Genomic DNA, 24,591 nt, shown 5'->3' on the forward strand with positions numbered 1-24,591 from the left:
TCGGACCACTCCCCTGGTTAGACTGCGACGCACCCTGCGACGGGAGGAGCGGCGTGGACGAGGAAGCCCCGCAGAAGGGCACGGTGACCCAGCGCGCCATCGAGCAGATCAAGGCGATGATCGCCGAGGGCCGCCTGGAGCCGGGGCAACGCCTGCCCACCGAGCGCGATCTGGCGGCCCGGCTGGGCATCTCCCGCAGCTCGATGCGCGAAGCGATCCGCGCGCTGACGGTCATGGGCGTCCTGGAGGCCCGGCACGGTTCCGGCATCTACGTCACCGCGCTGGACGCCGGCGACCTGCTGGAAACCTTCGGCGTGGTCGCGGACCTGTCCCGGGGCCCTCAACTGGTGGAACTCCTGGAGGTGCGCCGCATCCTGGAATCCACGGCGACCGCACTCGCCGCGGCCCGCATCTCCGACGACCGGCTCGCCGAGGTGGAGAAACACCTGGCGGCGATGAACGCCACCGACGACCCCGATGAGATCCTCGCCCACGACCTGGCCTTCCACCGCGAGATCGCGGCCGCCGCCGGCAACGAGACGATGGCCGCCATCCTTGAGGGCCTGTCCTCCCGCACCTTCCGCGCCCGCGTCTGGCGCGGCTACCAGGAGGAGGGCGCCTTCACCCGGACCCGCCGCGAACACGCCGCCATCCACCGCGCCCTGGCCGCCCGCGACCCGGAGGCGGCGCGAGCGGCGGCGGCCGCGCATGTGGGTGAGGTGGAGGAGTGGTTGCGGGCGCAGATCGGTTAGCCGTCGGCATCGCCGCAGTCAGGCGGGTCACGCACCTCGGTGCCGTGCTTACCGGTCACGCAGCCTGTGCAACCTCAGCGTCATCAGCTCGAACGGCCGCAGCCGTACGGTGATCCGGTCACCGTCCCGCACCGGTGGCTCGCACTCCCCGCCCGGCCGTTCCAGCAGGTCCGTCACGGTGAGGTCGGTGTACGGGAAGGCGGCGGTCAGGGTTGCCCGGGCCCGGCCGCCGTGGGCCTCGTGGAAGCGGATCACCACGTCGCCGGTGCCGTCGTCGGCCAGCTTCACGGCAGTGATGACGACCGCCTCGTTGTCCACGGTGACCAGCGGGGCGACCTCACCCGCACCGGTCGTGCGCCGCTCGGGCAGGTTGATCCGCCAGCCCTCGCGGACCGCGTCGGCGATGCGGGCGCCGGGGATCAGGGCGTGCCGGAAGCGGTGGACGCCCTGGTCGGTCTCGGGGTCGGGGAAGCGCGGTGCACGCAGGAGAGAGACCCGCACCGTGGTGGTCGTACCGCGGTCGGCGTCGGTGCGGACCGTGCGGGTCACGTCGTGGCCGTACGTCGAGTCGTTGACGACGGCGACGCCCCAGTCCGGCTCCGTCAGATGGACGAAACGGTGGTTGCAGGCCTCGAACTTGGCCACTTCCCAAGAGGTGTTGGTGTGGGTGGGGCGGTGGAAGTGCCCGAACTGGGTTTCCGACGCGTACCGTTCGGCGTGCAGGTCGAGCGGGAAGGCCAGCTTCAGGAACTTCTCCGTCTCGTGCCAGTCGACCTCGGTGTCCAGCACCAGGCGCCGCTCCCGGGGCGGCAGCGTGAGCACCTGGGTGACGCGGGAGGTGCCGAAGGAGCGGACGATCCGCACCGATGCGCCGTCCTCGCCCGCCGTGACCGAGTCGGCGTCCATGAGGTCGGTGACGGTGTTGCGGTAGAACTCGTCCACGTCCCAGGCGTCCCACATGTTCGGGAAGTCGGGGTGGAGCTGGAGGAGGTTCGCGGCGGCGCCGGGGGCGACGGTCTCGCGGTCGGCGTCGATGTCGTACGCGGAGACGACAAGGCCCTGGGCGTCGATCTCGATCCGCAGCAGGCCGTTGTCCAGGACGTGGCCGCCCTCCGGGCGCGGTGCGAGCGTGGTCGCGCCGTTCGTGCATGGCGTCGCCGCGCCTCCGGCCGGGACGCCGGCGCGCGGGTGCGGGGCGGCGTTGAACACCAGGGGCGTCTCCCCCTCGCCCGCGAGCGCGCGCTGGGCCGCCTCGACGATGCTGTTCAGCTCCGCGGCGACCCGCTCGTACGTCGCCCGGGCCTCACGGTGCACCCAGGCGATGGACGAGCCGGGCAGGATGTCGTGGAACTGGTGCAGCAGGACCGTCTTCCAGATCCGGTCCAACTCCTCGTAGGGGTAGGGGAATCCGGTGCGCACGGCTGCCGTGGCGGCCCAGAGTTCGGCCTCGCGCAGGAGGTGTTCGCTGCGGCGGTTGCCCTGCTTGGTCCTGGCCTGGCTGGTGAGGGTGGCGCGGTGCAGTTCGAGGTACAGCTCGCCGACCCAGACGGGAGGTTCGGGGTATTCGGCCTCGGCCTTCTCGAAGAACGCCCGGGGTGTCTCCCAGACGACGGTCGCGGAGCCTTCGAGGTCGCGGAGCCGGGCCGCCTTGGCGACCATCTCGCGGGTGGTGCCGCCGCCTCCGTCGCCCCAGCCGCTGGGCGCGAGCGAGTGCCGGGCCCTGCCCTTGTCCTTGAAGTTCCGTGCCGCGTGGGCGATCTCGCTGCCCCTCATCGAGCAGTTGTAGGTGTCGACGGGCGGGAAGTGGGTGAAGATCCGGGTGCCGTCGATGCCCTCCCACTGGAAGGTGTGGTGCGGGAACTTGTTCGTCTGCGACCAGGAGATCTTCTGGGTGAGCAGCCACTTGGAGCCGGCCGCCCTGATGATCTGCGGGAGCCCGGCCGCGAAGCCGAAGGTGTCGGGCAGCCAGGCCTCCTCGTTCTCGATGCCGAACTCGTCGAGGAAGAACCGCTTGCCGTGCACGAACTGACGGGCCATCGCCTCCGAGCCGGGCATGTTGGTGTCCGACTCCACCCACATCCCGCCGGCCGGCACGAACCGCCCCTCCGCCACGGCCTTCTTCACCCGTGCCCACACCTCGGGTCGGTGCTCCTTCACCCACGCCCACTGCTGCGCCTGCGACATGGCGAAGACGAACTCCGGCTCGTCCTCGATGAGCGCGGTCATGTTGGACGTCGTACGGGCCACCTTGCGCACGGTCTCGCGCAGCGGCCACAGCCAGGCCGAGTCGATGTGTGCGTGCCCGACCGCGCTGATCCGGTGCGCGGACGGCACGGCGGGGGCGGCCAGCACCTCGGTGAGCCGGGCACGGGCCCCGGCCGCCGTGCCGCCCACATCCTGCAGGTCAATGGCGTCGAGAGCCCGGTCGACGGCGCGCAGGATGTCCCAGCGGCGCGCGGAGTCCACCGGCAGCTCGGCCATCAGCTCGCCCAGCACCTCGAGGTCCAGCACCAGCTGCCACACGGTCTCGTCGAGGACGGCGAGGTCCATGCGGGTGAGTGTGTACTGCGGCTCGTGCCCGGCGGTGTCCTTGTCGCCGAGCCGGGTGGGCCGGAAGGGGTGGTAGTCGAGGATGACCGGGTTGGAGGCGGCCTCGATGTGCAGGCGCACCTCCTCGCCGCCCTCGACGGGCGCCCCGATGCGCACCCACTGGTTGCGCGGGTTGAGGCCCTTCACCGGGGTGCCGTCGGGCCGGTAGACCAGGCCCTCGCACTGGAAGCCGGGCATGTTCTCGTCGAAGCCCAGGTCGAGCAGGGCCTCGACGGTCCGGCCCGCCCAGGCCTCGGGCACGGTCCCGGTCACCCGGAACCAGCTGGTCCCCCACGGAGCACCCCACCGGGCGCCCACCTCGATCGGCGCGGGCTCGGCCGCCAGTCCCTCCGCGACCGGCACGGGCTCGCCCGGCGCGTGCCAGACCGCGACCTGCAGCGGCACGGACTCGGGGTACACGGCGGGACGGATGCGTTCGTCGAGGACGCGCCGGAGGCGGGCTTCGACCAGGTTGCGGTCGTCATGCATGCGGGGTGCTCCCTGCTGGGTTCCGGGTGATTACCAGGTGTGGGTGACGGTCACGGGAGTCGAGGCGTTGTACAGCTCCCCCACCGAGCGCAGTTCGAATCGTGCGGCCGCCTCTCCCGGTGCGGGTTGCAGGCCGGCGACGAAGTAGGCGCGCTGGCAGGTACCGCCGAGGAAGCGGCGGGTGCCGTCGGGCAGGACGCGGTGCAGTTCGTAGTGGCGTGTGGCTGACGCCATTGCTTCGTTGACGGGGGCGGGTGCGGCGCTCCAGGCGAAGCGCAGGTCGCCTCCGGAGGCCGCGGTGATCCGCAGGCCGGCGGGGGCGGCCGGGGCCGGGGTGGTGTCGTGTACGGCCAGGCCGCCCAACCGCCAGCGCACGGCGCCGCCGTCGGGTGCGGTGAGGCGGACGCCGAGGGCGTGGATCGTGCCGGACAGCCCGGTGAGCCGTACGGTCGAGGTCTGCCAGGTGTTGACCGAGTTCACAGCCGGGCTTCCCTCGGTGTTGACCGAGTTCACCGGCAGATAGGTGTACGGCGGTGTCGCACCGGCGCCGCTCGGTTCGGCGGTGGCGACGGCCAGCTCGACGTTCACACTTCCGGCGTCGGTCCGATGCGTCAGCTCGACAACCGTGTCAACACCGATCGCCAGCCGGGTCGCGTACAGATCCACCACCACTGGTTGATCCGGTTCACCAGCGACCAGCAGGCTGCTCCCGCCCCGCCACGCGTCCGCGAAGTCGAAGGACACCGCCGGCCGCCGCCCCGCCGTCCGCACGACCCACCGCCGCGACGGCAGCCGGTCCTGCAGCCCGAGGTGGTTCCAGGGCGCGTCCGAGGTGACGGCCCCCTCCTCGTACCACCGCAGCCCGTGCCCGGTGTTGAACACGCTGGCGAACGGCATCGACGACACCGTCGACCGGTCCGCCACCGACACCGCGGGTGCCCGCCACGGATCCGTCCCGTCCGGCCGCGCCGGATCGAGCGACCGCCCGGTCCAGAACCGGTCGTCGGCCGCGTGGAAGTCCTCCGGGGCGCGTTGCCCGGCGGGCAGGTGGTTGCGGGTCCATTCGGGCCGGTAGAAGCCGATCGAGGTGACGTGTGCCTTCCCGGTCGGCACGATGGCGTCCCAGTTCACCGACGAGCCGGACCCGTTCGACTCGACGTCGACACCCGCCCACAACTCGTAGCGGCTACGGCCCAGTTGAACCGCCTTGGTCCCCGAGGAGGCCAGGGTCGCCGCGCTCCACCGGAAGTCGACGAACATGTCGTCGGCGGTCTGGAAGAAGGCCTCGTTCTGGCTGTTCAGCGCGCCCTGCCAGCTGACCGTCCCGTTCACGGTCATCGCGTCGTACCAGGTCATCCGCTGCCCCTTGGCCGCCGCGAGCGCCTTCAGCTCCTTCACGAACCCGAGCATGGCGGTGCCGAGCGCGGTGTTCCCGCCGCCGGTCTCGGCATTCACGAACCAGCCGTCGAAGCCGTACGCCGCCGCCACCGCGACGAGTTGCGCGGCGAGCGGGTAGTGCCCGGAGGAGTCCTTCTGGACGAGGTCGCGGGTCCACTGCAGCCGGCCGCCATAGGCCGTGGGCGGCAGGAAGATATTGCCGAGGACGGGCACGCCGTGCCGGTGGGCCGCGTCCACGATCGGCGCGTTCGGCGCCAGGATCAGCCCCTCGCCCGCCGAGCCGCCCCAGAACACCAGCTCGTCGACGTAGGCCCAGTGGGTGAGGGCGTAGTAGTCGGCGGTGGCCGATCCCTGCGAGGGGTTGCTGGAGGTCGGCCCGAAGGAGACCAGGGACTGGATGCGGGCCTGGCCCGAGCGGGCGGTGGTGTTCGCCGGGGTCGGGGTGAAGCGGGCGGCGAGCGGCACGGACGCCGCGTTGAAGGCGAGATCGGGATCGTCGGCCGCACGCCAGGCCTTCAGGCTCCGCCAGGTGATACCGGCGCCGGGGCTGCCCGAGGGCAGGGAGTCCGGGTACCAGTACGAGGCGTACGGCGGGGTGGCGGCCGCCTTGGGACGAGGGACCGCAAGGGCGGGCGTGGGCAACAGGGCCGCGGCGGCCCCGGCGATCAGGACGGTGCGTCTGGTGGGGTTCACGAGCAAGTTCCTCCTTGTGGGGTGGGGAGTACCTGGTCGGGACTGACGACTTCGGTGATGCCGCGGGCGGCGAGGTGTTCCTTGTCGTCCGCGCGGGTGTCCAGGACGGTGGTGGGGCGGGCTCCGTCGGCGACGAGCCGGAAGAAGGCGTCGAAGACGGGCCCGCCGGGGGCGCAGCGGGAGCGGTGGGCCGGGTCGTCGGGCACGACGAGGGCGGTACCGCGCACGGCGGGGGGCGCACGGTGGGCACGTGCCGCGTCGGCCAGTACGCGCGCGGTGTCCTTGGGCCGCCGGTCGTTGGTGAACAGCCCGAGGCCGTATTCGAGTTCGGGAAAGTCGGCCAGTTCGCGGGAGACGTCGTACGAGCACCACCAGGTGACGCCCCACAGGTCGGGGCAGTCCAGCACGTTCTCCACGGTCGCCTCGGTGAAGGCGGCCGCGTGCTCGGCGGGGACGAGGGGCGCCGGTGCGCCGACCTCCTGGAGCCACACGGGCCGGTGCGGTTCCGCGGCCCAGGCCTTGCTCAACTCGACCAGGTAGGCCGCGTGGTGCTCGGCCGGTACGGAGGTACGGCCGTGGCGCTGGGCGGTGCCGTTGAACACCCAGGAGTGCACGGCGGTGAGGGCGCCGAGGCGGGCCGAGTGGCCGGGGGTGAAGGGCTGGTCGTCCTGGTACCAGGCGGCGTCGTACGAGGCGTGCAGGTGCGGCCGGTCCGGGGCGCCCTCGGCGCAGGCGGCGAGCAGCCGGGTCAGCCAGCGCTCGGCGTCCTCGGCCGTGATCCGGTCGGGGTCGGGGTGGGGTGGGGCGGCGAACTGGTTGACCTCGTTGCCGATGGTCATGCCGATGAAGTGGGGCCGGTCGGCGAGGGCGGTGGCGAGGATGCGCAGGTAGGCGGCCTGGCCGTCGACGACGTCCGGGTCGGTGAAGAGGTTGCGCCGGTGCCAGGTGCGGGTCCAGGCGGGCAGGAAGTCGAAGCTGCTCAAGTGCCCTTGCAGCCCGTCCACGTTGACGTCAAGGCCGCGTTCGCCCGCCGCGTCGACCAGTCGTACCAGGTCCTCCACGGCGCGCGGGCGGATCAGGGTGCGGTTCGGCTGGAAGTAGGGCCACAGCGGGAAGACCCGGATGTGGTCCAGGCCGAGGGCGGCGATCGCGTCGAGGTCGGCGCGTACGGAGTCGAGGTCGAAGTCGAGCCAGTGATGGAACCACCCTTCGCTGGGCGTGTAGTTGACGCCGAAGCGCACGGCAGGAGGCATGCGGTGTGTCCTTGCGGGGGTACGGGACTCGGCAGGGATACGGGACTCGGCCGGGTACGTGACTCAGCCCTTGACGGCGCCCTCGCCGACCCCGCGGAAGAAGTACCGCTGGAGGCAGGCGAAGAGGGCGATGAGCGGGGCCACGGCGATGACGGTGCCGGCGGCGACCAGGCGTTCGTCGCCCGCGAAGGTGCCGTGCAGATAATTGAGGCCGATGGTCAGGGTGAACTTGTCGGGGTCGCTGAGCACGATCAGCGGCCACAGGAAGTCGTCCCAGGCGCCCATGAAGGCGAAGATCGCGACGACGGCGAGGGTGCCCTTCACCGACGGCAGCGCGATGCGCCAGAACCGCTGCCAGACGTCGGCGCCGTCGACGTAGGCGGCCTCCTCGATCTCGTACGGCAGGTTCCGGAAGGCGTTGCGCATCAGCAGCACGTTCATGGCTCCGATGGAACCGGGCAGGACGACGCCGATGAGCGTGTTGTTCAGGCCGAGTTCCCGCATGGTCGTGAACTGGGCGATGATGATGCCCTCCACGGGCACGAGCATCGCCAGCACGAAGGCCAGCGTGGCCACGCCCCGGCCGCGGTAGCGCAGCCGGGCCAGGGCGTACCCGGCGAGTGCCGAGCCCACGCAGTTGGTCACCACGCTCGCGCTCGCGACCTTCAGCGAGTTCAGGGCGTAGTCCCACACGGGGATGGTGCGGGAGACCCGCTCGTAGTTGTGCAGGGTGGGACGGCCGGGCAGGAACTTCGGCGGCGAGCTGAAGATGTCCTCGGTGGGGCCCTTGAGGGACGTGGACAGCTGCCACAGGAACGGGCCGACGGTGAGCGCCAGCACGGCGAGCAGCAGCGCGTAGCGCAGGACCAGTTCCCACGCCCGGATGCGGCGGCCGTGCTCGTCGGTGACGCGCGGCTCGCGGACGGCGGGCTCCTGGCGGGGTCGTACCTTCTCCAGGACGCTCATGTCTCCTCCCTCCGGTCGGCGCGCAGGACGAGCAGCATCAGGGCGACGGTGACGACGAACACGACGACGGAGAGGGCGGAGGCGTAGCCGACGCGGCCGGTCAGGCCGGTGCCGGTGCGCTGGACGAGCATGACGAGGGTGGTGTCCTCGCCGGCCGGGCCGCCGCTCGGGCCGGCCATCAGGTACACCTCGGAGAACACCTTGAACGCGGCGACCGAGGAGAGCGCGGCGACCAGCACCATGGTGGAGCGCACGGCGGGCACGGTGACCGTGAGGAAGCGGCGGACCGGTCCGGCGCCGTCCACGGCTGCGGCCTCGTGCAGCTCGCGCGGTACGTTCGCCAGCGCGGCCAGATAAATGATCATGTAGTAGCCGAGGCCCTTCCACACCGTCACGGCCATGGCGCTCAGCAGGAGCAGCCACTGGTCACTCAGGAAGCCGACCCGCCCGATCCCCACCGTCTCCAGCAGGGAGTTGACCAGGCCGCGTTCGTCCAGCAGCCACACCCAGATCAGCCCGACGACCACGATGGAGGCGACGACCGGGGTGTAGAAGGCGGACCGGAAGAAGGTGATGCCGGGGATGTTCTTCTGCACCAGCAGCGCGAGCAGCAGCGGCAGGACCACCAGGGCCGGTACGACCCCGACGACGTACAGCGTGCTGTTGCGCAGGCCGGTCCAGAACATGTCGTCGTGGAGCAGCTCGCGGAAGTTGGCGAGTCCGACGAAACGGCCCGGGATCAGGGTGCGGCGGTCGGTGAAGGAGTTCACCACGGTGGACACGAACGGGTACAGCACGAAGGCGCCCGTGACGAGCAGTCCCGGGGCGGCGAGCAGCCAGGGGCTGGTGGGCAGTTGCCGCCGCACCCGGGGCGGCGCGGTGGGAGTGGCCATACCGGTTCAGCCCTGCTGCTTCAGGAGCTGGTCGCAGGCCTTGACAGCGTTGTCAAGAGCCGTCTTGGGGCTCTCCTTGCCCTGTAGGGCCTTGGCGACCTCGTTGCGCAGCGCGGTCTTCATCTGCTCGCTGAACAGCACCGGCGTGTAATTGACCGCGTTCTTCAGGGACTTGGCGGCGGCGATGCGGACGCGTGTCTCGTCGGTGCCGTCCTCCTTGATGAAGTACGGGTCGTCGAGGGAGCCCGCGGTGCTCGGGAAGATGGCGACCTTCTTGGCGAAGGACATCTGGTTCTGCGCGTCGGTGACGAAGTGCGCGAAGGCGACCGCGGCCGGGGTGTGCTTGGTGCGGGAGTTGACCATCACGCCCATCACGTACATGTTGACGTGCCCGGTGCTGGTGATCTGGTCGGTGATGCCGATGTTCTTGTACAGGTTCGGGGCCTGCTTCTTGAAGTTGCCGAGGTCGAGTGCGCTGCCGGGGTTCATGGCGACGGCCTCGGTGAGGAACTTCTTGCCGGAGGATTCCGGAGTGGCGGTCAGGGCCTGCGGGTCGAGGGCCTTGGCGTCGTACAACTCCTTGTACTTGCTGAGAAGTTCGACTCCCTTGGTGTCGTTGAAGGCGAACCCGGTCCCCTCCTTGTTCATCAGCTGGACACCGTACCGGCCGAAGTCCTCGACGGTGGGCACGTTGGCGAGCGTGGCGACCTTGCCGTCGCTCTTCTTCGCCATCTGCAGGGCGTCGGCGAAGAGTTCGTCGTAGGTCTTCGGCGGGGTGCTGGGGTCGAGTCCGGCCTTCTCGAACAGGGACTTGTTGTAGAAGAGCGGGCCGGTGTTCAGGTACCACGGGAAGGCGAAGGTGCCGTTCAGGCCCGGGACCTGGTGGCTGGCCCAGGCCCCGTCCAGGTATTCGGATGTGTACTTGCCCGCAGCCTTGTCGAGGTCGAGGGCGAGGCCCGCCTTGGCGAGCGGGGCGACCAGGTCCGGGGAGACGTTGACGACGTCCGGCAGGGTGCCGCCGGCCGCGTCGGCGCTGATCTTGTCGGCGTAGCCCTCGGCGGGCTGGTCGATCCACTTCACATGGGTGCCGGGGTACTTCTTCTCGAAGTCCGCGATCAAGCCCTCGAAGTACGGCTTGAAGTTGGCGCGCAGGTTCCAGGTCTGGAAGGTGATGTCGCCCTCGACCTTGCCCGAGGCGTCGGTCGAGCCGCCGTCGTCCCCTCCCGAGCCGCAGGCACTCAGCGGCAGGACGAGGGCGACGGCAGCGGCGGCGAAGGTTCTGCGGGAGATGCGCACGGCGGCTGGGCTCCTTTGCAGGGGGATGCAGCGGGATGCAGGGGGATGGGGCCGAAGGTGCCGGGCCAGACTGTGCCCAGCGATTCCGTGAGGAGTCAATGGATTCGACCCAGCTAAAGTCATTAGTGACTCAAAACCCCTGCTCACAGCGGTGCGTTGGACCTATTGCCGCCGGTCGCTAATGCGCTTTAGGGTAAGTGCGCTCAAGCGCATTAGCAGTTGGCCGGGACCGGACCGCACGGAATGGAGGGCCCAGCGTTGCCGGAGAAACGATCACCCGCGCGCCGACCGACGATGAAGGACATCGCGCGCCGCGCCGGAGTCTCCGAGAGCGCGGTCTCCTTCGCCCTCAACGGCCGCTCCGGTGTCTCCGAGACCACCCGCGCCCGGGTCCGCCGGGTCGCCGAGCAGCTCGGCTGGCGCCCCAGCACGGCGGCCCGCGCCCTCTCCGGCGAGGGAGCGGCCACGGTCGGCTTCGTCCTGGCCCGACCGGCGGACACGCTGGGCGTCGACTCCTTCTTCCTGCAACTCGTCTCCGGCATCCAGGAAGTGCTCGCCGAACGCCATCTGGGCCTGCTTTTCCAGGTGGCTCAGGACGTGGCCGACGAGTGCGTGGTCTATCGGCGCTGGTGGGCGGAGCACCGGGTGGACGGCGTCCTGGTGGTCGACCCGCGCGCCGAGGACCCACGCCCCGACCTGCTGGACGAACTGGGCCTGCCCGCCGTGGTCATCGGCGGCGCCCCCGACGTGCGCCACGCCGGCCTGTCCACGGTGTGGGCGGACGACGCCGGCGCGATGGCGTCCGTGGTCGACGAGCTGACGGCGCTGGGCCACCGGCGGATCGTCCACATCGCGGGCCTCCCCACCCTGGCGCACACCCGGCGTCGTATCGCCACGCTGCGCGCGGAAGCGGGGCGCCGCGGCCTCACCGAGGTCCGCTCGGTGACCACCGACTACTCCGACACGGAGGGCGCCGCCGTGACCCGCCGGGTGCTCGGCGGGCTCGGCGGCTCCCCTCCCCCGACCGCGCTGATCTACGACAACGACGTGATGGCCGTGGCCGGTCTCGCGGCGGCCGCCGACCTCGGTTTCCGCGTCCCGCAGGATGTGTCGGTCGTGTCCTGGGAGGACTCGGCTCTGTGCCGCATGGTCACTCCCCGGCTGTCCGCCCTGTCCCGGGACAGCGCCGAGTTCGGGCGCACGGCGGCACGCGAGCTGATGGCGCTGCTGGACGGGGAGGCGGCGCGGGCGGTGGGGGTGCCGGTGCCGCGGCTCACGGGGCGGGGCAGTACGGGGAGTGCGCGCACGGCACGAGAGGGCGGTGCTTCACCATTCAACCGCCCGGTTTCCTACGGTATCTAACCATTCGACACTTGCGGAACTTCGCGTTCGGAAAGATGCTGGAGATATCCAGGCCGGGCTTTTCCCCAGGAACCGTAGCACCGTGGTGGCGATCGGAATCCTGCCGCCGTCCTCCTTCTTCGCCCGGCCGCCGGCCGACGGCTGGGTGCGCGTTCGCCCTCGTGGTGACAGACACGCACATGAAGGGGAGCCGTCATGAACGCGCCGTCCGCGACCGGGACGATCACGCCTCGCTACTGCGTCCAACCACCCCAGACCCAGCCCGTGTTGCGCCCGGACCTCAGCCCGGGCCGGTCGAGGGCGATCCTGCTGGTCCGCGCCAAGTGGATCAACGGCACGGTCCTGCACTACGCCTTCCTCGACCAGGGCGGTGACATCGGAGGCCCGGAGCAGCTGGAGGAGGTCCGGCACGCCTTCCAGGCCTGGAAGCACCTCGGGATCGGGCTGGAGTTCGTGGAAGTGGCCGATCCCACCGAGTCCGAGATCCGTATCGCGTTCCGGGAGCGCGACGGCTCCGCGTCGTACGTCGGCCGGGACAATCTGCTCATCGGCACGAACGAAGCCACCATGACCTTCGGCTGGGACCTGACCACCCCCTACGGCAAGGCCACCGCGCTGCACGAGACCGGACACGCGATCGGCTTCGCCCACGAGCACCAGAACCCGTTCGCGGGCATCGAGTGGAACACGGATGGGGTCTACCAGGAACTCGGCGGACCGCCCAACAACTGGCCGCACGAGGTCACGTTCGAGAACATCCTGCGCAAGCTGTCGAAGGACGAGGTCACGGGCTCCGAATGGGATGTCCACTCCATCATGGAGTACAGCTTCGGACCCGGACTGATCGTGCGCCCCGAGGCCTACCGCAACGGCATCCCCGAGACACTGAGCCTGTCCGCGGTGGACAAGGAGCGCGTCCTGCAGTGGTACCCGCCGCTCGCCGCCCAGCCGGCCCGGCTCGAGGCGTTCCAGTCGACCCCGCTGCAGCTCGCCACCGGGGAACAGGCCGACTTCGAGATCGCTCCGACGGAGACCCGCAGCTACGAGATCGGCACGTTCGGCAACAGCGACGTCGTCCTGGCCCTGTTCGAGCGCGTCGACGGCGAGCTTCGGTTCGTCACCGCCGACGACGACAGCGGACAGGACCGCAACGGCCGCCTCACGGTCAAACTCCTCAAGGACCACAACTACGTGGCTCGGGCCCGCCTGTACTCCACCTGGGGCAGCGGCTCGATCGCGCTCATGTATTGGTGAGCTGCGGCTCCTTCAGGGAGCGATCGGCAGCCGGCGCTTGTGCTCGGTGCGGCGGCCTGCCGGCGTTTCAGGTCGCGTCCTGGGCGATCACGCGCTGCCGGACCTTGATATTGCCGTGCACGAAGTCCCGGTGGTGCGCGTCGCGGAAGACCAGGCTGCCGGCAGGCACCGCCTCCAGCGCGGCGTCGCCGGCGGGCTTCACGTCGACGGTCAGGACCCGGTCGGGCCGGATGACTCCAGCGCCGGCCACGCATCCCGCTCGTCGGCCTGGGTGCCGTACGGCAGCCGCATGGCGAGGAAGGCCATCCACCGCTCGATCGGTCCCGGGCGATCTCCCGCTGCACGGACGGGGATATGGGCGCCGGACCGGTCACGGTTACTCCCGGCTTCTGAGGGGGGCGGATCAGGACGCGTGGATCGCGGTCGGCAGCGGTGGTGTGCCGGTGACCGACATGACGAGGGAGTAGAGGGCGGTGTCGGCGGCGATGAACATGCGGTTCCGCTTGGCGCCGCCGAAGCGGATGTTGGCGACGGAGTCGGGGACCAGCAGGCGGCCGAGAAGCGTGCCGCCCGGGTCGTAGCAGTGCACACCGCCGTCCATGGCGGCGGCCCAGAGCCGGCCCGCGTCGTCGAAGCGGATGTTGTCGAAGTTGCCGATCCCGCACTCGGCGAAGACCTCGCCCCCGGTCAGGGTGCCGTCGCCTTGGACGTCGAAGACGCGGATGTGGTTGGCCCTGCTGTCCGAGACGTACAGCCGGCGCTCGTCCGGCGAGAAGACGAGGCCGTTGGGGCCGCGGAAACCGTCGGCGACCAGCCGTACCTCGCCGGTGCCCGGGTCCACGCGGTAGACGTTGCAGGCGCCGATCTCGCTCTCGGCGCGGTGGCCCTCGTAGTCGGTGATGATCCCGAAGTCGGGGTCGGAGAACCAGATCGAGCCGTCGGAGCGCACCGCGGCGTCGTTCGGGCTGTTGAGCCTCTGGCCCTGGAAGCGGTCGGCGATCACGGTGACCGAGCCGTCGTGCTCGGTGCGGGTGACGCGGCGGTTGCCCTGCTCGCAGGTGATCAGGCGGCCCTGGTTGTCCAGGGTGTTGCCGTTGGGGTGGCCGGCCGGTGAGCGGAAGACGCCGACCTTGCCGGTGGTCTCGTCCCAGCGCAGCAGGCGGTCGTTGGGGATGTCGCTCCAGACCAGGTACCGCCCGGCCGGGACGTAGACGGGGCCCTCGGCCCAGCGGCAGCCCTCGAAGAGGACCTCCAGCTTCGAGTCGCCCGCCTGACACCTGCCCGTGCGGAACCGGTCATCGAGGGTCTCGTACAACTGCGGTCGCTCGCCGGGCATGCCGTCACCCTCACCATCGATCCGAATGTTGATCTGCCGAATCAGAACTATGCAGAATGAGGTTCGGCAGATCAAGCTCTTTACCGAAGGAGATGCCGTGGACGAAGTCGATCGGCAGTTGCTCGCCCTCCTCCAGGAGGACGCCACCAGGCCGTATACGGCGCTGGGCGAGGCCGTCGGACTGTCCGCGGGGGCCACCCACGAACGCGTGCGCAAGCTCCGGGAGCGCGGGGTCATCCGCCGGACGGCCGCCGAGGTCGATCCCGCTGCCATCGGGCGGAACGTGCTCGCCTTCGTGATGGTGGACTCGACCCGGTGGGTGGGCGACTCCGGTGACCGGTTCGCCGCCATTCCGGAGATAGAGGAAGCACATGTGATCGCCGGAAGCGCCTCGGTCCTGGTCAAGGTCAGGACCTCCACCACGCAGCAACTCCAGGACGTGCTGCGCCGTATCTACGCGATCGAGGGAGTCAGCGGCACGCAGGCCACCGTGGTGCTCGAGACCTTCTTCGAGCGCCCTGTCTCCCCGTGAGGCGCCACTCCGCTGGCGGACTTCGCCCCCTCGACGTGCAGCCCCCGACCGTGCACAGTTCTCCCTACACACGCTGATTGATACCGACGAGTAGCCGAGGAGCGCCCGTGAGCAGCTGGGCCGGCCGGACCGCCGCCGAGATCGCCGCCGCCGTACGCGCGAAGGAGGTCACGCCACGGGAGGTGGTGGCGGAGCACCTCGCGCGAATCGAGCGGCTGGACGGCCGGATCGGAGCGTTCCGGAAGGTACGGGCGGAGGCCGCGCTCGCGGAGGCGGACGCGGTGGCGTCCCGTGCCGATCTGGCCGAACTGCCGCTAGCCGGTGTGCCGGTGGCAGTGAAGGACAACCTGGCGGTGCGCGGCGAGTCCCACCGCGACGGCTCGGCCGCGACCCCGGACACCCCGGCCGGCGAGGACCATGTGACGGTGGCCCGGCTGCGCGCGGCCGGTGCGGTGGTCGTGGGTCTGACGAACGTGCCCGAGCTGTGCGTCTTCGGCACCACCGAGGGCGTGTTCGGCATCGCCCGCAATCCGTGGGACACCTCCCGCAGCGCGGGCGGCTCGTCCGGCGGCAGCGCGGCCGCGGTGGCGGCGGGCCTGGTGCCGATCGCGCTCGGCAACGACGGGATGGGCTCGCTGCGCATCCCGGCGGCCAACTGCGGGCTGGTCACGCTGAAGCCGGGGCACGGCGTGGTGCCGGCCGGGATCGGCAACGGCGACTGGTTCGGGATGTCGGAGAACGGTCCGCTGGCCACGACGGTCGAGGATCTGCGGCTGATGCTGTCGGTCCTCGCGGACGCCGAGTTCGTACGACGCGAGGAGCGGACACCGCTCAGGATCGCCGTCGCCCTGCGCAGCCCGCTCGCCGGGGTGAGCGTGAGCAAGCCGTATACGACCGCGGTCCGGCAGGCGGCCGAAGTGCTGGCCAAGGCCGGGCACCGGGTCCGGCGGGCCGAGCCGCCCTACCCGCTCTCGCTCAGCATCACTTCGCTCCAGCACTGGACGGCGGGTACGGCGGTGGACGCGGAGGGCCTCGACCCGGCGCGGCTGGCCCGGCGCACCCGGGTGCACGCGGCCGTGGGCCGCCGCTTCCTCGCCTCGGTCCGCACCGGCGACCAGCGCGAACGCCTCCGCGCCCGGCTGACCCCCTTCTTCACCGAGCACGACGTCCTGCTCACGCCGACCCTGGCCCGCCGCTCCCCCAAGGCCGCCCCCTGGCACAAGCGCGGCTGGCTGCGCAACATCGCGGCCAACTCCGCCTACTCCCCCTTCACCCCGCCCTGGAACCTGACGGGCTGGCCCGCGATGTCGATCCCCCTCGGTACCCTCCCCTCCGGCGCCCCCTGCGCCGTCCAACTGGTGGGCCGCCCGGGCACGGAGGAAGACCTCCTGACGTTGGCGGAGCAGCTGGAGAGCCTGCACCCGTGGCAGCGGACGGCACCCCTGGCGGATCAGGCGTAGCGGACCTCACGCCCGTCGCGGCGGTCCCGGAGGATGACACCGCCCGGCCCGGGCGTCACGATCGCTTCCCCGGCTGGTCGAGCGCCTTGTACATGATGTGCAGCCCCACCCTGCCCCGGCGGGGATGGTCGAACGCCTGCGGGATCGTGGCGAGGATGCTGAAGCCGAGGGACTGCCACAGGCCGACCGCGGGGTTCGTCTCCACCACGGCGTTGAAGACCATCGCGTGGTAGCCGTGGGTCTTCGCCTCGGCCAGGATGTGTTCGGCGAGGGCTCGGCCGATGCCCTGGCCGGTGTGGTCGGGGTCGACCATGAAGCCCGCGTTGGCGACGCCCGCGGCGGGGCCGCCGTAGTTCGGGGTGAGGTAGGCCGAGCCGACCACGGCGCCGGTGGGGTCCTCGGCCACGTAGACGCGCTTGGCCGGGCTCATCCACAGGGCGCGGGCCGCCTGCTCGGAGGTGTCGGGGTCCCAGGCGTAGGTCTCGGCGGCGGCGACGATCCGGTGCCAGAAAGGCCAGATGTGCGGCCAGTCCTCGGCCGCGGCTTCTCTGATCAGCATGGGCGTGAGTCTGCCACGCCCATGCGTGCGGCGATCGCGGCGAACCGGCCCGGAGGGTCAGTCGACGCTGGGCAGGATGTGGGGTTCGGCGAGGTCGTCCTCGTAACCCGCGAGGCGGATCGGGGCGGAGCGGGCCCACACGTCGAGGCTGCCCAGTTCTCCGGGCCGCCGGCGGCCGCGCTCCGTGCGTTCCTTGGGGCGTTCGTCGCGATTCGTCTTCTCCGATGTCACCGCGCACTCCTTATGTGTCGGGTCACCCTCGGGGCATACCGGACAGCTTGCGCTCCGATGCTCGTCGCCCGCTCGGGTCTGAATGGAAGGCCAGTCGGACGCGGTGGCGCCGGTTCGGACCAGGGGTGTGGGTGGGACCCCGTATTGCTGTCCATGCCCTCCAGGTTAACCAAATGAGCGAGGGTCCGCTCGATAGGGAGTGCAAACAAGGTGTAACTATCGGAAGTCGATTGCCCTCCAATGCCCCTCAATATGCCGCTATTTGTCACATCGCGCATCACCCGCCCGCCGGTGGGATTCACCCACTCGGCGGACATGCGGCGCAGTTCAGGTGCCGTTGGCCGGGTCGCAAGGTCGCCATGATCTGCTGGCGGAGGGCAACGGCCGTCTCCCGGAAGGACTGACGCATGGAGCTGCGCAGTGTCGAGGAGCTGATGGATCTGCTGTACGCCGGCCGGCACCAGGACGCGCTGCGAACCGCCGCGCTGCTGCGCCGCAGCCGTCCTGCCGACAAGGAGCTCCAGGTGGCGGGGCTGGTGCACGGCATCGGACCGGTGCCGAGCCCGGGCGACGAGGCCGGGCGGGCCCGCGGCGCGGCCGCCGCGGTGCGCCCGCTGCTCGGCGAGCGGGTGTTCCGCCTGGTGCGCGGGTACTCCCACCCCACCGGACCCGCCGACGACGATCTGCTGCGGCTGCGCCAGGCCGCCGAGGAGGGCCGCACCGCGGGCTTCGACGCCGGGGTGCTGGAGGACTGGCGCACCGTACTGGAGCTGGTCGCGGCCCGGCATTCGCGGCTCGGCGCTTAGCGCTCCGCTGGAGGTGCCGCGCGGTGACGTCGTTTGTCTGCGGCGCCGTCGTGGCTGGTCGCGCCCACGCGGCCAAGCCGCACATCGGCACAGCCCCGCGCCCCTTCGGGCGCGCGCACCCCTGGTTTCTGACAGACCGTCATGAGACGGTACGGCGATGACCTCGACGTACGGGCTCAGGGGCAGGGCGGCAGTCGTCACCGGCGGGACGCGTGGGATCGGGCGTGCCGTCGCCGAGGCTCTCGCCGCGGCCGGTGCGCTGGTCTGCGTGACCGCGCGGGACGCCGGCGAGGTGCGGCGCACGGCCGCCGAGCTGGGCGGGATCGGGCTGGCCGGGAGCGTGGCCGATGCGGGGCATCCCGAGGAGCTGACGGATCTCGCGCTGCGCGAGTTCGGGCGGCTGGACGTCCTCGTCAACAACGCGGCGACCAACCGGCCGTACGGGCCGCTGATGGAGGCCGGAGCGGCGGCCTGGCGGGAGGCGTTCGCGGTCAACGTCGAGGCGCCGCTGCGGCTGGTGCAGTGCGCCTGGCGCGGGTGGATGCGGGAGCACGGCGGAGCCGTCGTCAACGTGTGCACGGAGGGTGCCGGGCATGTGGGGCCGCACGTCGGCGCCTACGGCACCACCAAGGCGGCCCTGCTGCATCTCACCCGGCAGCTCGCGGGCGAACTCGCGCCCCGGGTACGGGTCAACTCGGTCTCCCCCGGGCTCGTCCGCACCGAGATGGCGCGGTTCGTGTGGGAGCCGGGCGAGGCGGAGGTGGCCGCGGGGCTGCCGCTCGGGCGGATCGGGGAGCCGCAGGACGTGGCACGGGCCGTGGTGTGGCTGGTCTCGGACGCGGCCGACTGGATCACGGGCGCCGATCTGCTGGTGGACGGCGGGACGCGGGTGCGGGCCGCTTCCGGGGCGGGGGTGTACGCCGTGCACGAACGTCTGCGCCGGGTGCCCGAGGTCTAGACGGCGACGCGAGCCGGCCCCCGAAGGGCCACAGGCCCTCTGGGGCCTGCAATGGGAGTTCAACCACGAAGAACGCGTCGCCTGCGCACCGGGCACCCCGGCACGACTCTTGGAGGCTAGATCACCGGTGGCCCGACGGGCCACCGGTTTCCCGCCCCCGGTTCACCACTTGCCGGGCACGTAGTCCTTCAGGAAGACGCCGTACACGTCCTCGCCCTGCTCGCCGCGCACGACAGGGTCGTAGACGCGGGCCGCGCCGTCCACCAGGTCGAGCGGCGCGTGGAAGCCGGCCTCCGCCAGGCGCAGCTTGTCGTAGTGGGGACGCTCGTCGGTGATCCAGCCGGTGTCGACGGAGGTCATGAGGATGCCGTCGGTCTCGAACATCTCCTGGGCGCTCGTCCGCGTGACCATGTTCATGGCGGCCTTCGCGGCGTTGGTGTTCGGGTGTCCGGCGCCCTTGTAGCCGCGGCCGAAGACCCCTTCCATCGCCGAGACGTTGACGACGTAGGAACGGCCGCTGGTGGCCTTCTTCGCGGCGTCCGCCATCGCCGGGCGCAGGGCGCTGATCAGGATGAACGGCGACGTGTAGTTGCACAGCTGGGTCTCCAGCAGCTCGACCGGCGAGATCTGGTCGATGGTCTGCACCCAGGTGTTGGTGTCGACGACGTCGGGGACGAGGCCGCCCGCGTCGATGGCGGTGCCGTCGAGGTGCCGGGCGACGCTGGCGTTGCCCGCGACCAGCGCGAGGTCGGCGACCTTCTGCGCGTCCAGGCCGCTGGTGCCGAGGGGCAGTGCGGCGATGCCGTCCACGGCGCCGGAGTTGAAGGCGCCGATGACGTGGTGGGCGGGCAGCTCACCGGCGGGCAGCGGGGCGCTCTCGCCCTCGACCAGGGCGGCGTACGCGGTGGGCAGGCGGCGTACGGTCTGCGTCGCGTTGTTGATCAGGATGTCGAGCGGACCCGCCTCGGCGACCCGCTCGGCCAGGGCCACGGCCTGCGCCGGGTCGCGCAGGTCGATGCCGACGACCTCCAGCCGGTGCATCCAGTCCGCCGAGTCCTCCATCGCCTTGAACCGGCGGATGGCGTCCTTGGGGAAGCGCGTGGTGATGGTCGTGTGCGCGCCGTCGCGCAGCAGGCGCAGCGCGATGTACATGCCGATCTTGGCGCGGCCGCCGGTGAGCAGGGCGCGCTTGCCGGTCAGGTCGGCGCGGGCGTCGCGCTTGGTCCGGTTCAGACCCGCGCAGTCCGGACAGAGCTGGTGGTAGAAGTAGTCGACTTCCACGTACCGCGTCTTGCAGGTGTAGCAGGAGCGCGGGCGCTGGAGTATCCCGGCGATCTTCCCGGCCTCGGTGACCGACGACGGCAGGATGCCCTCGGTCTCGTCGTCGATGCGCTGGGCGGAGCCGGTCGCGGTGGCCTCGGTGACCGCCTTGTCGTGGGCGGTCTTGGCGGCGCGGCGCTCCTGGCGGCGGCGCTGCTTGACCGTGCGGTAGATGCCGGCCGTGGCCCGGCGCACCGTGATGGCGTCGGGGTGGTCGACCTCCAGCTTGTCGAGCTCCTCTAGCACGCTGAGGCATACGGCCAGGCGCTCAGGGTCGATGCCGGGGCCGTACTCGACCTCGTCCATGGCCGTCGGGCCGTCCTCTGTCACCGTCATCGCGCTGCCGCTTCCCTGATCACCCGCGCAGCGCTCCGACTCGCGCCCGCTTTCGAACGGGGAATTTTACGGAGCACGGGGCCCACCCGCCAAACCGCTCCCACACACCGGGCTTCACCGGGCCCGAGGACCACACCACTACGGCCCCATCGGTCACACACACCACAGCAGACCCGTCAGCCGCCGACGGCGCATCCGCCCCACCGGGGCCACCCGCACCCGGCGACGAAAGCCGCACGGGTGGTGCGGGTGGGAAACCGGGCCCGGCCGAAGGCCGGGTGGTGTTCAGGCCTCGCAGACGGACAGCAGCATCTCCACCTCGTCCGACACCGCCCGCGCGAACACATCGAGGTCCGGCACGGCCCGCGCGTCGGCAACGAGCCCGTAGTGCACGCGGCCGCGATACGTGGAGATCGCGACCGCCAGGGACTGACCGGGGGCGAGCGGGGCGAAGGGGTAGACCTCGGCGAGCTGGTTCCCGCCGAGCTTCAGCCCGAGCCCGGGCAGCGGCACGCTGGTGACGAGGATGTCGAACCAGAGCCGCGCGGCCTGGCCGACCAGCGGCCCGCCGAGCCGGTGTCCGAGTGCGGGCACATGGTCGGCGAGCAGGGCGACGGCCCCGGCGCCCCGGTTGGGGCCCGCGTCCTTGTTGCGGACCATCGCCGTACGCACGGTGTCGAGCCGGCGGAGCGGATCGGGGTCGTCCACCGGAAGCCGTATCAGGTACCCGGAGAGCCGGTTGCCCTGTGGGTGGGCGGCGCGCGGGCGGCGCCGGGAGACGGGGATGAGGGCGCGGGGCGCGACGCCCTCGCTGCCGTCGCCGCGTTCGTCCAGCCAGCGGCGCAGCGCGCCGGCGACGACGGCGATGAGGACGTCGTTGACGGTGCCGCCGGCGCTCTTGCGGACCCGGTGGACGTCGTCGATGTCCAGGACGACCCCGGCCGTGCGACGGGTACCGCTGGGCGCGGAGGTCAGCGCGGACGAGGGGCGCATGCCCAGGGTCGAGCGGGCCAGGGAGGCGCCGATGTCGAGGGCCCGGCCCACGTCGGAGAGGGTGCCCTTGACCAGTTCGGGGACGAGTCCGGGCAGCCGGCGCACGTCGGAGAGCAGGTTGCGCGGCGGCTCGATGGCACGGGGGCCGCGCTCGGGCAGGTCCACCGGGTCCAGGACGCCGGCCGCGAGCTTGAGCGCGCGCAGTCCGTCGGCGAGGGCGTGGTGGAACTTGAACAGCACGGCGAAGGACACGCCGTCCTCGCCGGGCAGGACGTGCGCCTCCCACGGCGGCCGGCCGCGCTCCAGCGGGCGTTCCATCAGCCGTCCCGCGGCCTCCTGGAAGTCGGCCGTCGGGGCGTGCAGCCGTACGTGGTTGAGCGGGTCGAAGTCCGGATCGGTCTCCCGGGCGGCGCCGCCGAAGGCGAGGGGCTGCCAGATGTCCCGGATGCGCATGCGCAGACCGGGCACGGCGGCGGCGCGCGCGGCGAGCAGGTCGGCGGCGTGGGCTCCGGCGGTGGGCGAGTGTGCGGTGAACACGCCGAGTGCGCCGAGGTGCATCGGGTGCCGTTCGGACTCCATGTTCCAGAAGGCCAGGTCGAGGGGAGCAAGCAGGTCGGAAGTCAAGGGCTTGCCTCGCACGTCGTCGACGGTTGGATATATGCAGTCAATCCCCGACCCTCGATTACGGTCAAGTATGATCAGGCTACGCTCAGTTAACAGCAGATTAAGTCCCGCCCCTGTGAGAGGGGCGGGACTCAGGAGACTCCTGAGGTCACTTCAGCACCGGTGGTGCCGCCTGGGGTGACGTACCCCACTCGGACGGGCGCGGGCCGACCGTGAACGCGAGGGAGCGCGTGGAGCGCAGCGCGTCGGTCGTCAGATAGGTCCGCGTGTGGGGCGTCCCGTCCGCGCGGACGGCCTGGACGTAGCGGTCGCTCGCCGAGGTGCCTGGCGCGGTGACCGTCAGCCGGCCGCCGGGCCAGAAGCGGCGGTCCAGGGTGAGGTCGACGCGGTCGAAGACCGGAGTGGACAGGCCCCAGGTGTCGTAGCCGGGCTGGATCGGGAAGAGCCCGATCGAGGACAGCACGTTCCAGGCGGACATGGTGCCGAGGTCGTCGTTTCCGGTCATGCCGGCGGGTCCGTCGGTGAAGAGGGTCAGCGCCGCGTGGACGACGTCCGTGGTCTTCCAGGGCTGCCCGGTGGCCAGGTAGGTGTAGGGCGCGATGAGGTCGGGCTCGTTCATCGGGTTGTACTTGTCGGCGTTGTAGTAGTTGTACGCGTCCCCGTGCACCCACACCTCGCGGGCGGTCCTCCCGGGGTCGGCCAGCAGCCGGTCGTAGGCGAAGAAGGAGTCCAGGCGGTCGTTGGCCGCACGCTCGCCGCCGATGAGGCCGATCATGCCGGGCAGGTCCTGCGGGACGAGCCACTGGTACTGCCAGGCGGTGCCCTCGTGGAAGCCGATGCCGCGGGCCGGGTCGGCCGAGCCCGTGAAGGCGCCGGCGGCGTCCCGGGCGCGGAAGAAGCCGGTGGAGGGGTCGAAGACGGTCCGGTAGTTCTGCGCCCGGGCGGCGTAGCGGGCCGCGTCGTGGGTGTGGCCGAGGCCACGGGCCATCTGGGCGAGCACGGCGTCGGCGAGGGCGTACTCCAGGGTGACGGAGGCGCCGTGGTGGTAGTCGGAGTCGCCCATCTTGGCGAGCGGGTGACTCTTGTCGTAGGGCGCGAAGCCGTGCGCGATGTACTCGGCGTTGGCCTCCCGGCCGATGCCCGGGTAGCCGGTGGGCGGCACCCCGTCGGCGTTCTTCCGCAGCGCCCGGTAGGCGCGTTCCTCGAACCCCTTGAGCAGGCCCATCTGGTAGGCGGTGGTGAGGAACGGGGTGACGGGGTCGCCGCTCATGGTGTTCGTCTCGACCGGGCCGTAGCCCCACTTGGGCAGCCAGCCGCCGTCCTCGTCGACCTTCACCACCGACAGGGCCATGTCGCGCGCCTCGCGGGGCGCGAGCAGCGCGAGGAGCTGGGCCTGGGTGCGGTAGGTGTCCCACAGCGACCAGTTCTGGTAGTACGTGAATCGCTCCGCCCGGTGGACACGGCGGTCCCAGCCGGTGTAGCGGCCGTCCGCGTCACTGCCGATGTTGGGCGCGAGGAACGAGCGGTACAGCGACGAGTAGAAGGTGCGGCGCAGGATCGGGTCGCCGCCTTCGACACGGACCGTGGCGAGCCGCCGCTCCCACGCCTCGCGGGCCCGGTCCCGTACGGCGTCGAAGGACCGGCCGCCCTCGGCGCGCAGGTTGACGGCGGCGCCGCGCGCGTCGACGTACGACAGGGCGGTGGTCGCCTCGACGGTACGGTCCCTCGTCGCGTCGAAGCGGACGTAGGCGCCGCCGCCCCCGGTGCGGGCGCCCGGGGTGACCGTGGCGCTGTTCCAGGTGCCGTACGCGGTGAAGGGCCGGCTGAAGCGGGTGATCGTGTAGACGGTGTAGGGGCCGGTGTCACGGCAGAAGCCGTGGCCGGTGATCGCGGTGCGCACGGTGTGGTCGTCGAGGATCTCGACCGTACTGCCGACCGGCTTGTGCAGCGACTGACGCGCGTTCAGCAGGACGTTGGCCTTGTCGGTGGCCGGGAAGGTGAAGCGCTGCACTCCGGTGCGCCTGCTCGCGGTCAGCTCGGCGCGGATGCCGGAGTCGAGGCCGACACGGTAGTAGCCGGGGCTCGCCTCCTCGTCGGCGTGCGAGAAGCCCGCCGCGTACTTGGCGTAGTCCGTCTGCGTGACCTCGCCCGTGGTGGGCAGCACGGGCAGGTCGCCGCCGATCCGGCAGCCGACGCCCGAGAGATGGACCAGCGAGAAGCCGCGGACGGTGTGCTGCGTGTAGTCGTAGCCGGTGCTGTGCCCGGTGTCCGGGGAGAGCTGCACCATGCCGAAGGGCACGGCCGCGCCGGGGAAGGTGTTGCCCTCGTTCTGGCTCCCGATGAAGGGGTTGACCAGGTCGGTGAGGTGGCCGTCGGTCCGCTCGGCGGCCCGTGCGGCGGGGGTGGCGATCAGCGTGGACGCTGCCAGCACCCCGGCCAGGCACAGCCGCGTGCGCCGGGTCCCTCTCATGTCGGATGACCTCCGAAGGTT

General features: G+C 71.2%; 19 protein-coding genes and 1 pseudogene. 7 read left to right on the top strand and 13 right to left on the bottom strand.

What is annotated here, in order from left to right; all coding sequences use genetic code 11:
* The first annotated feature begins 53 nt into the window (after nucleotides 1-53).
* Nucleotides 54-752 (top strand): FadR/GntR family transcriptional regulator, encoded by a 699-nt coding sequence (locus tag ACFY3C_RS01975; RefSeq protein WP_390769341.1) that lies wholly within the window; start codon nucleotides 54-56, stop codon nucleotides 750-752.
* A gap of 48 nt (nucleotides 753-800) precedes the next feature.
* Here ACFY3C_RS01975 and ACFY3C_RS01980 read toward each other — a convergent pair whose 3' ends face one another.
* The 6 genes from ACFY3C_RS01980 to ACFY3C_RS02005 form a co-directional block, all read right to left on the bottom strand.
* Nucleotides 801-3,830: an alpha-mannosidase gene (locus ACFY3C_RS01980; protein ID WP_390769342.1), complete on the bottom strand. Its 3,030-nt coding sequence runs from the start codon at nucleotides 3,828-3,830 to the stop codon at nucleotides 801-803.
* Between the two features lie 30 nt (nucleotides 3,831-3,860).
* On the bottom strand, nucleotides 3,861-5,921 hold the full coding sequence (locus tag ACFY3C_RS01985; RefSeq protein WP_390769343.1) for an endo-beta-N-acetylglucosaminidase: 2,061 nt from the start codon (nucleotides 5,919-5,921) through the stop codon (nucleotides 3,861-3,863).
* Nucleotides 5,918-7,174, bottom strand: coding sequence for a glycosyl hydrolase (locus ACFY3C_RS01990; RefSeq protein ID WP_390769344.1), 1,257 nt, complete (start codon nucleotides 7,172-7,174; stop codon nucleotides 5,918-5,920). Before ACFY3C_RS01990 ends, ACFY3C_RS01985 begins: the two co-directional genes overlap by 4 nt.
* A gap of 63 nt (nucleotides 7,175-7,237) precedes the next feature.
* Nucleotides 7,238-8,140 (bottom strand): carbohydrate ABC transporter permease, encoded by a 903-nt coding sequence (locus ACFY3C_RS01995; protein WP_390769345.1) that lies wholly within the window; start codon nucleotides 8,138-8,140, stop codon nucleotides 7,238-7,240.
* Nucleotides 8,137-9,033 carry a carbohydrate ABC transporter permease gene (locus ACFY3C_RS02000; RefSeq protein WP_390769346.1) on the bottom strand — a complete coding sequence of 299 codons (897 nt, stop codon included), beginning with the start codon at nucleotides 9,031-9,033 and terminating at the stop codon, nucleotides 8,137-8,139. Before ACFY3C_RS02000 ends, ACFY3C_RS01995 begins: the two co-directional genes overlap by 4 nt.
* Nucleotides 9,034-9,039: 6 nt before the next feature.
* A complete protein-coding gene (locus ACFY3C_RS02005; RefSeq protein WP_390769347.1) occupies nucleotides 9,040-10,329 on the bottom strand; it encodes an ABC transporter substrate-binding protein in 1,290 nt (429 codons plus the stop codon).
* A 258-nt stretch (nucleotides 10,330-10,587) separates the two neighbouring features.
* Here ACFY3C_RS02005 and ACFY3C_RS02010 point away from each other — a divergent pair, with 258 nt between their 5' ends.
* Together ACFY3C_RS02010 and ACFY3C_RS02015 are read left to right on the top strand one after the other, a co-directional pair.
* Entirely contained in the window at nucleotides 10,588-11,691 is a 1,104-nt protein-coding gene (locus ACFY3C_RS02010; RefSeq protein ID WP_390769348.1) for a LacI family DNA-binding transcriptional regulator, read from the top strand.
* Between the two features lie 195 nt (nucleotides 11,692-11,886).
* A complete protein-coding gene (locus ACFY3C_RS02015; RefSeq protein WP_390769349.1) occupies nucleotides 11,887-12,945 on the top strand; it encodes a M12 family metallopeptidase in 1,059 nt (352 codons plus the stop codon).
* A 73-nt stretch (nucleotides 12,946-13,018) separates the two neighbouring features.
* On the opposite strand, the pseudogene ACFY3C_RS02020 reads toward ACFY3C_RS02015, so the two are convergent.
* Both ACFY3C_RS02020 and ACFY3C_RS02025 read right to left on the bottom strand, forming a co-directional pair.
* Nucleotides 13,019-13,245, bottom strand: a pseudogene (locus ACFY3C_RS02020) (NAD(+) synthase); the annotation flags it as partial.
* A gap of 103 nt (nucleotides 13,246-13,348) precedes the next feature.
* On the bottom strand, nucleotides 13,349-14,281 hold the full coding sequence (locus ACFY3C_RS02025) for an SMP-30/gluconolactonase/LRE family protein (protein WP_390769350.1): 933 nt from the start codon (nucleotides 14,279-14,281) through the stop codon (nucleotides 13,349-13,351).
* Nucleotides 14,282-14,378: 97 nt separating this feature from the next.
* Here ACFY3C_RS02025 and ACFY3C_RS02030 point away from each other — a divergent pair, with 97 nt between their 5' ends.
* Nucleotides 14,379-14,813, top strand: a complete 435-nt coding sequence (locus ACFY3C_RS02030; RefSeq protein ID WP_390769351.1) for an Lrp/AsnC family transcriptional regulator — start codon at nucleotides 14,379-14,381, stop codon at nucleotides 14,811-14,813.
* A gap of 107 nt (nucleotides 14,814-14,920) precedes the next feature.
* Nucleotides 14,921-16,273, top strand: coding sequence for an amidase (locus ACFY3C_RS02035; protein WP_386576846.1), 1,353 nt, complete (start codon nucleotides 14,921-14,923; stop codon nucleotides 16,271-16,273).
* 55 nt (nucleotides 16,274-16,328) lie between these two features.
* Here ACFY3C_RS02035 and ACFY3C_RS02040 read toward each other — a convergent pair whose 3' ends face one another.
* Nucleotides 16,329-16,832, bottom strand: coding sequence for a GNAT family N-acetyltransferase (locus ACFY3C_RS02040; protein ID WP_390769352.1), 504 nt, complete (start codon nucleotides 16,830-16,832; stop codon nucleotides 16,329-16,331).
* 57 nt (nucleotides 16,833-16,889) lie between these two features.
* Entirely contained in the window at nucleotides 16,890-17,063 is a 174-nt protein-coding gene (locus tag ACFY3C_RS02045) for a hypothetical protein (RefSeq protein ID WP_386576849.1), read from the bottom strand.
* A gap of 407 nt (nucleotides 17,064-17,470) precedes the next feature.
* On the opposite strand from ACFY3C_RS02045, the gene ACFY3C_RS02050 reads away from it, so the two are divergent.
* On the top strand, nucleotides 17,471-17,869 hold the full coding sequence (locus ACFY3C_RS02050) for a hypothetical protein (protein ID WP_390769353.1): 399 nt from the start codon (nucleotides 17,471-17,473) through the stop codon (nucleotides 17,867-17,869).
* A 157-nt stretch (nucleotides 17,870-18,026) separates the two neighbouring features.
* Nucleotides 18,027-18,827, top strand: a complete 801-nt coding sequence (locus ACFY3C_RS02055) for an SDR family oxidoreductase (protein ID WP_386576851.1) — start codon at nucleotides 18,027-18,029, stop codon at nucleotides 18,825-18,827.
* Nucleotides 18,828-18,989: 162 nt separating this feature from the next.
* Here the strand turns inward: ACFY3C_RS02055 and ACFY3C_RS02060 are convergent, their stop codons facing one another.
* From ACFY3C_RS02060 to ACFY3C_RS02070, 3 genes are all read right to left on the bottom strand, one after another.
* Entirely contained in the window at nucleotides 18,990-20,483 is a 1,494-nt protein-coding gene (locus ACFY3C_RS02060; RefSeq protein ID WP_390769354.1) for an SDR family NAD(P)-dependent oxidoreductase, read from the bottom strand.
* Nucleotides 20,484-20,768: 285 nt separating this feature from the next.
* The gene (locus tag ACFY3C_RS02065) at nucleotides 20,769-22,100 is read right to left on the bottom strand and encodes a wax ester/triacylglycerol synthase family O-acyltransferase (RefSeq protein WP_386576952.1); all 1,332 of its coding nucleotides are present in this window, start codon (nucleotides 22,098-22,100) and stop codon (nucleotides 20,769-20,771) included.
* A gap of 148 nt (nucleotides 22,101-22,248) precedes the next feature.
* On the bottom strand, nucleotides 22,249-24,570 hold the full coding sequence (locus tag ACFY3C_RS02070) for a GH92 family glycosyl hydrolase (protein ID WP_390769355.1): 2,322 nt from the start codon (nucleotides 24,568-24,570) through the stop codon (nucleotides 22,249-22,251).
* Nucleotides 24,571-24,591 lie beyond the last annotated feature (21 nt).

The sequence above is a fragment of the Streptomyces sp. NPDC001410 genome (assembly GCF_042895235.1).
In the GTDB taxonomy this organism is placed as follows: Bacteria; Actinomycetota; Actinomycetes; order Streptomycetales; family Streptomycetaceae; genus Streptomyces.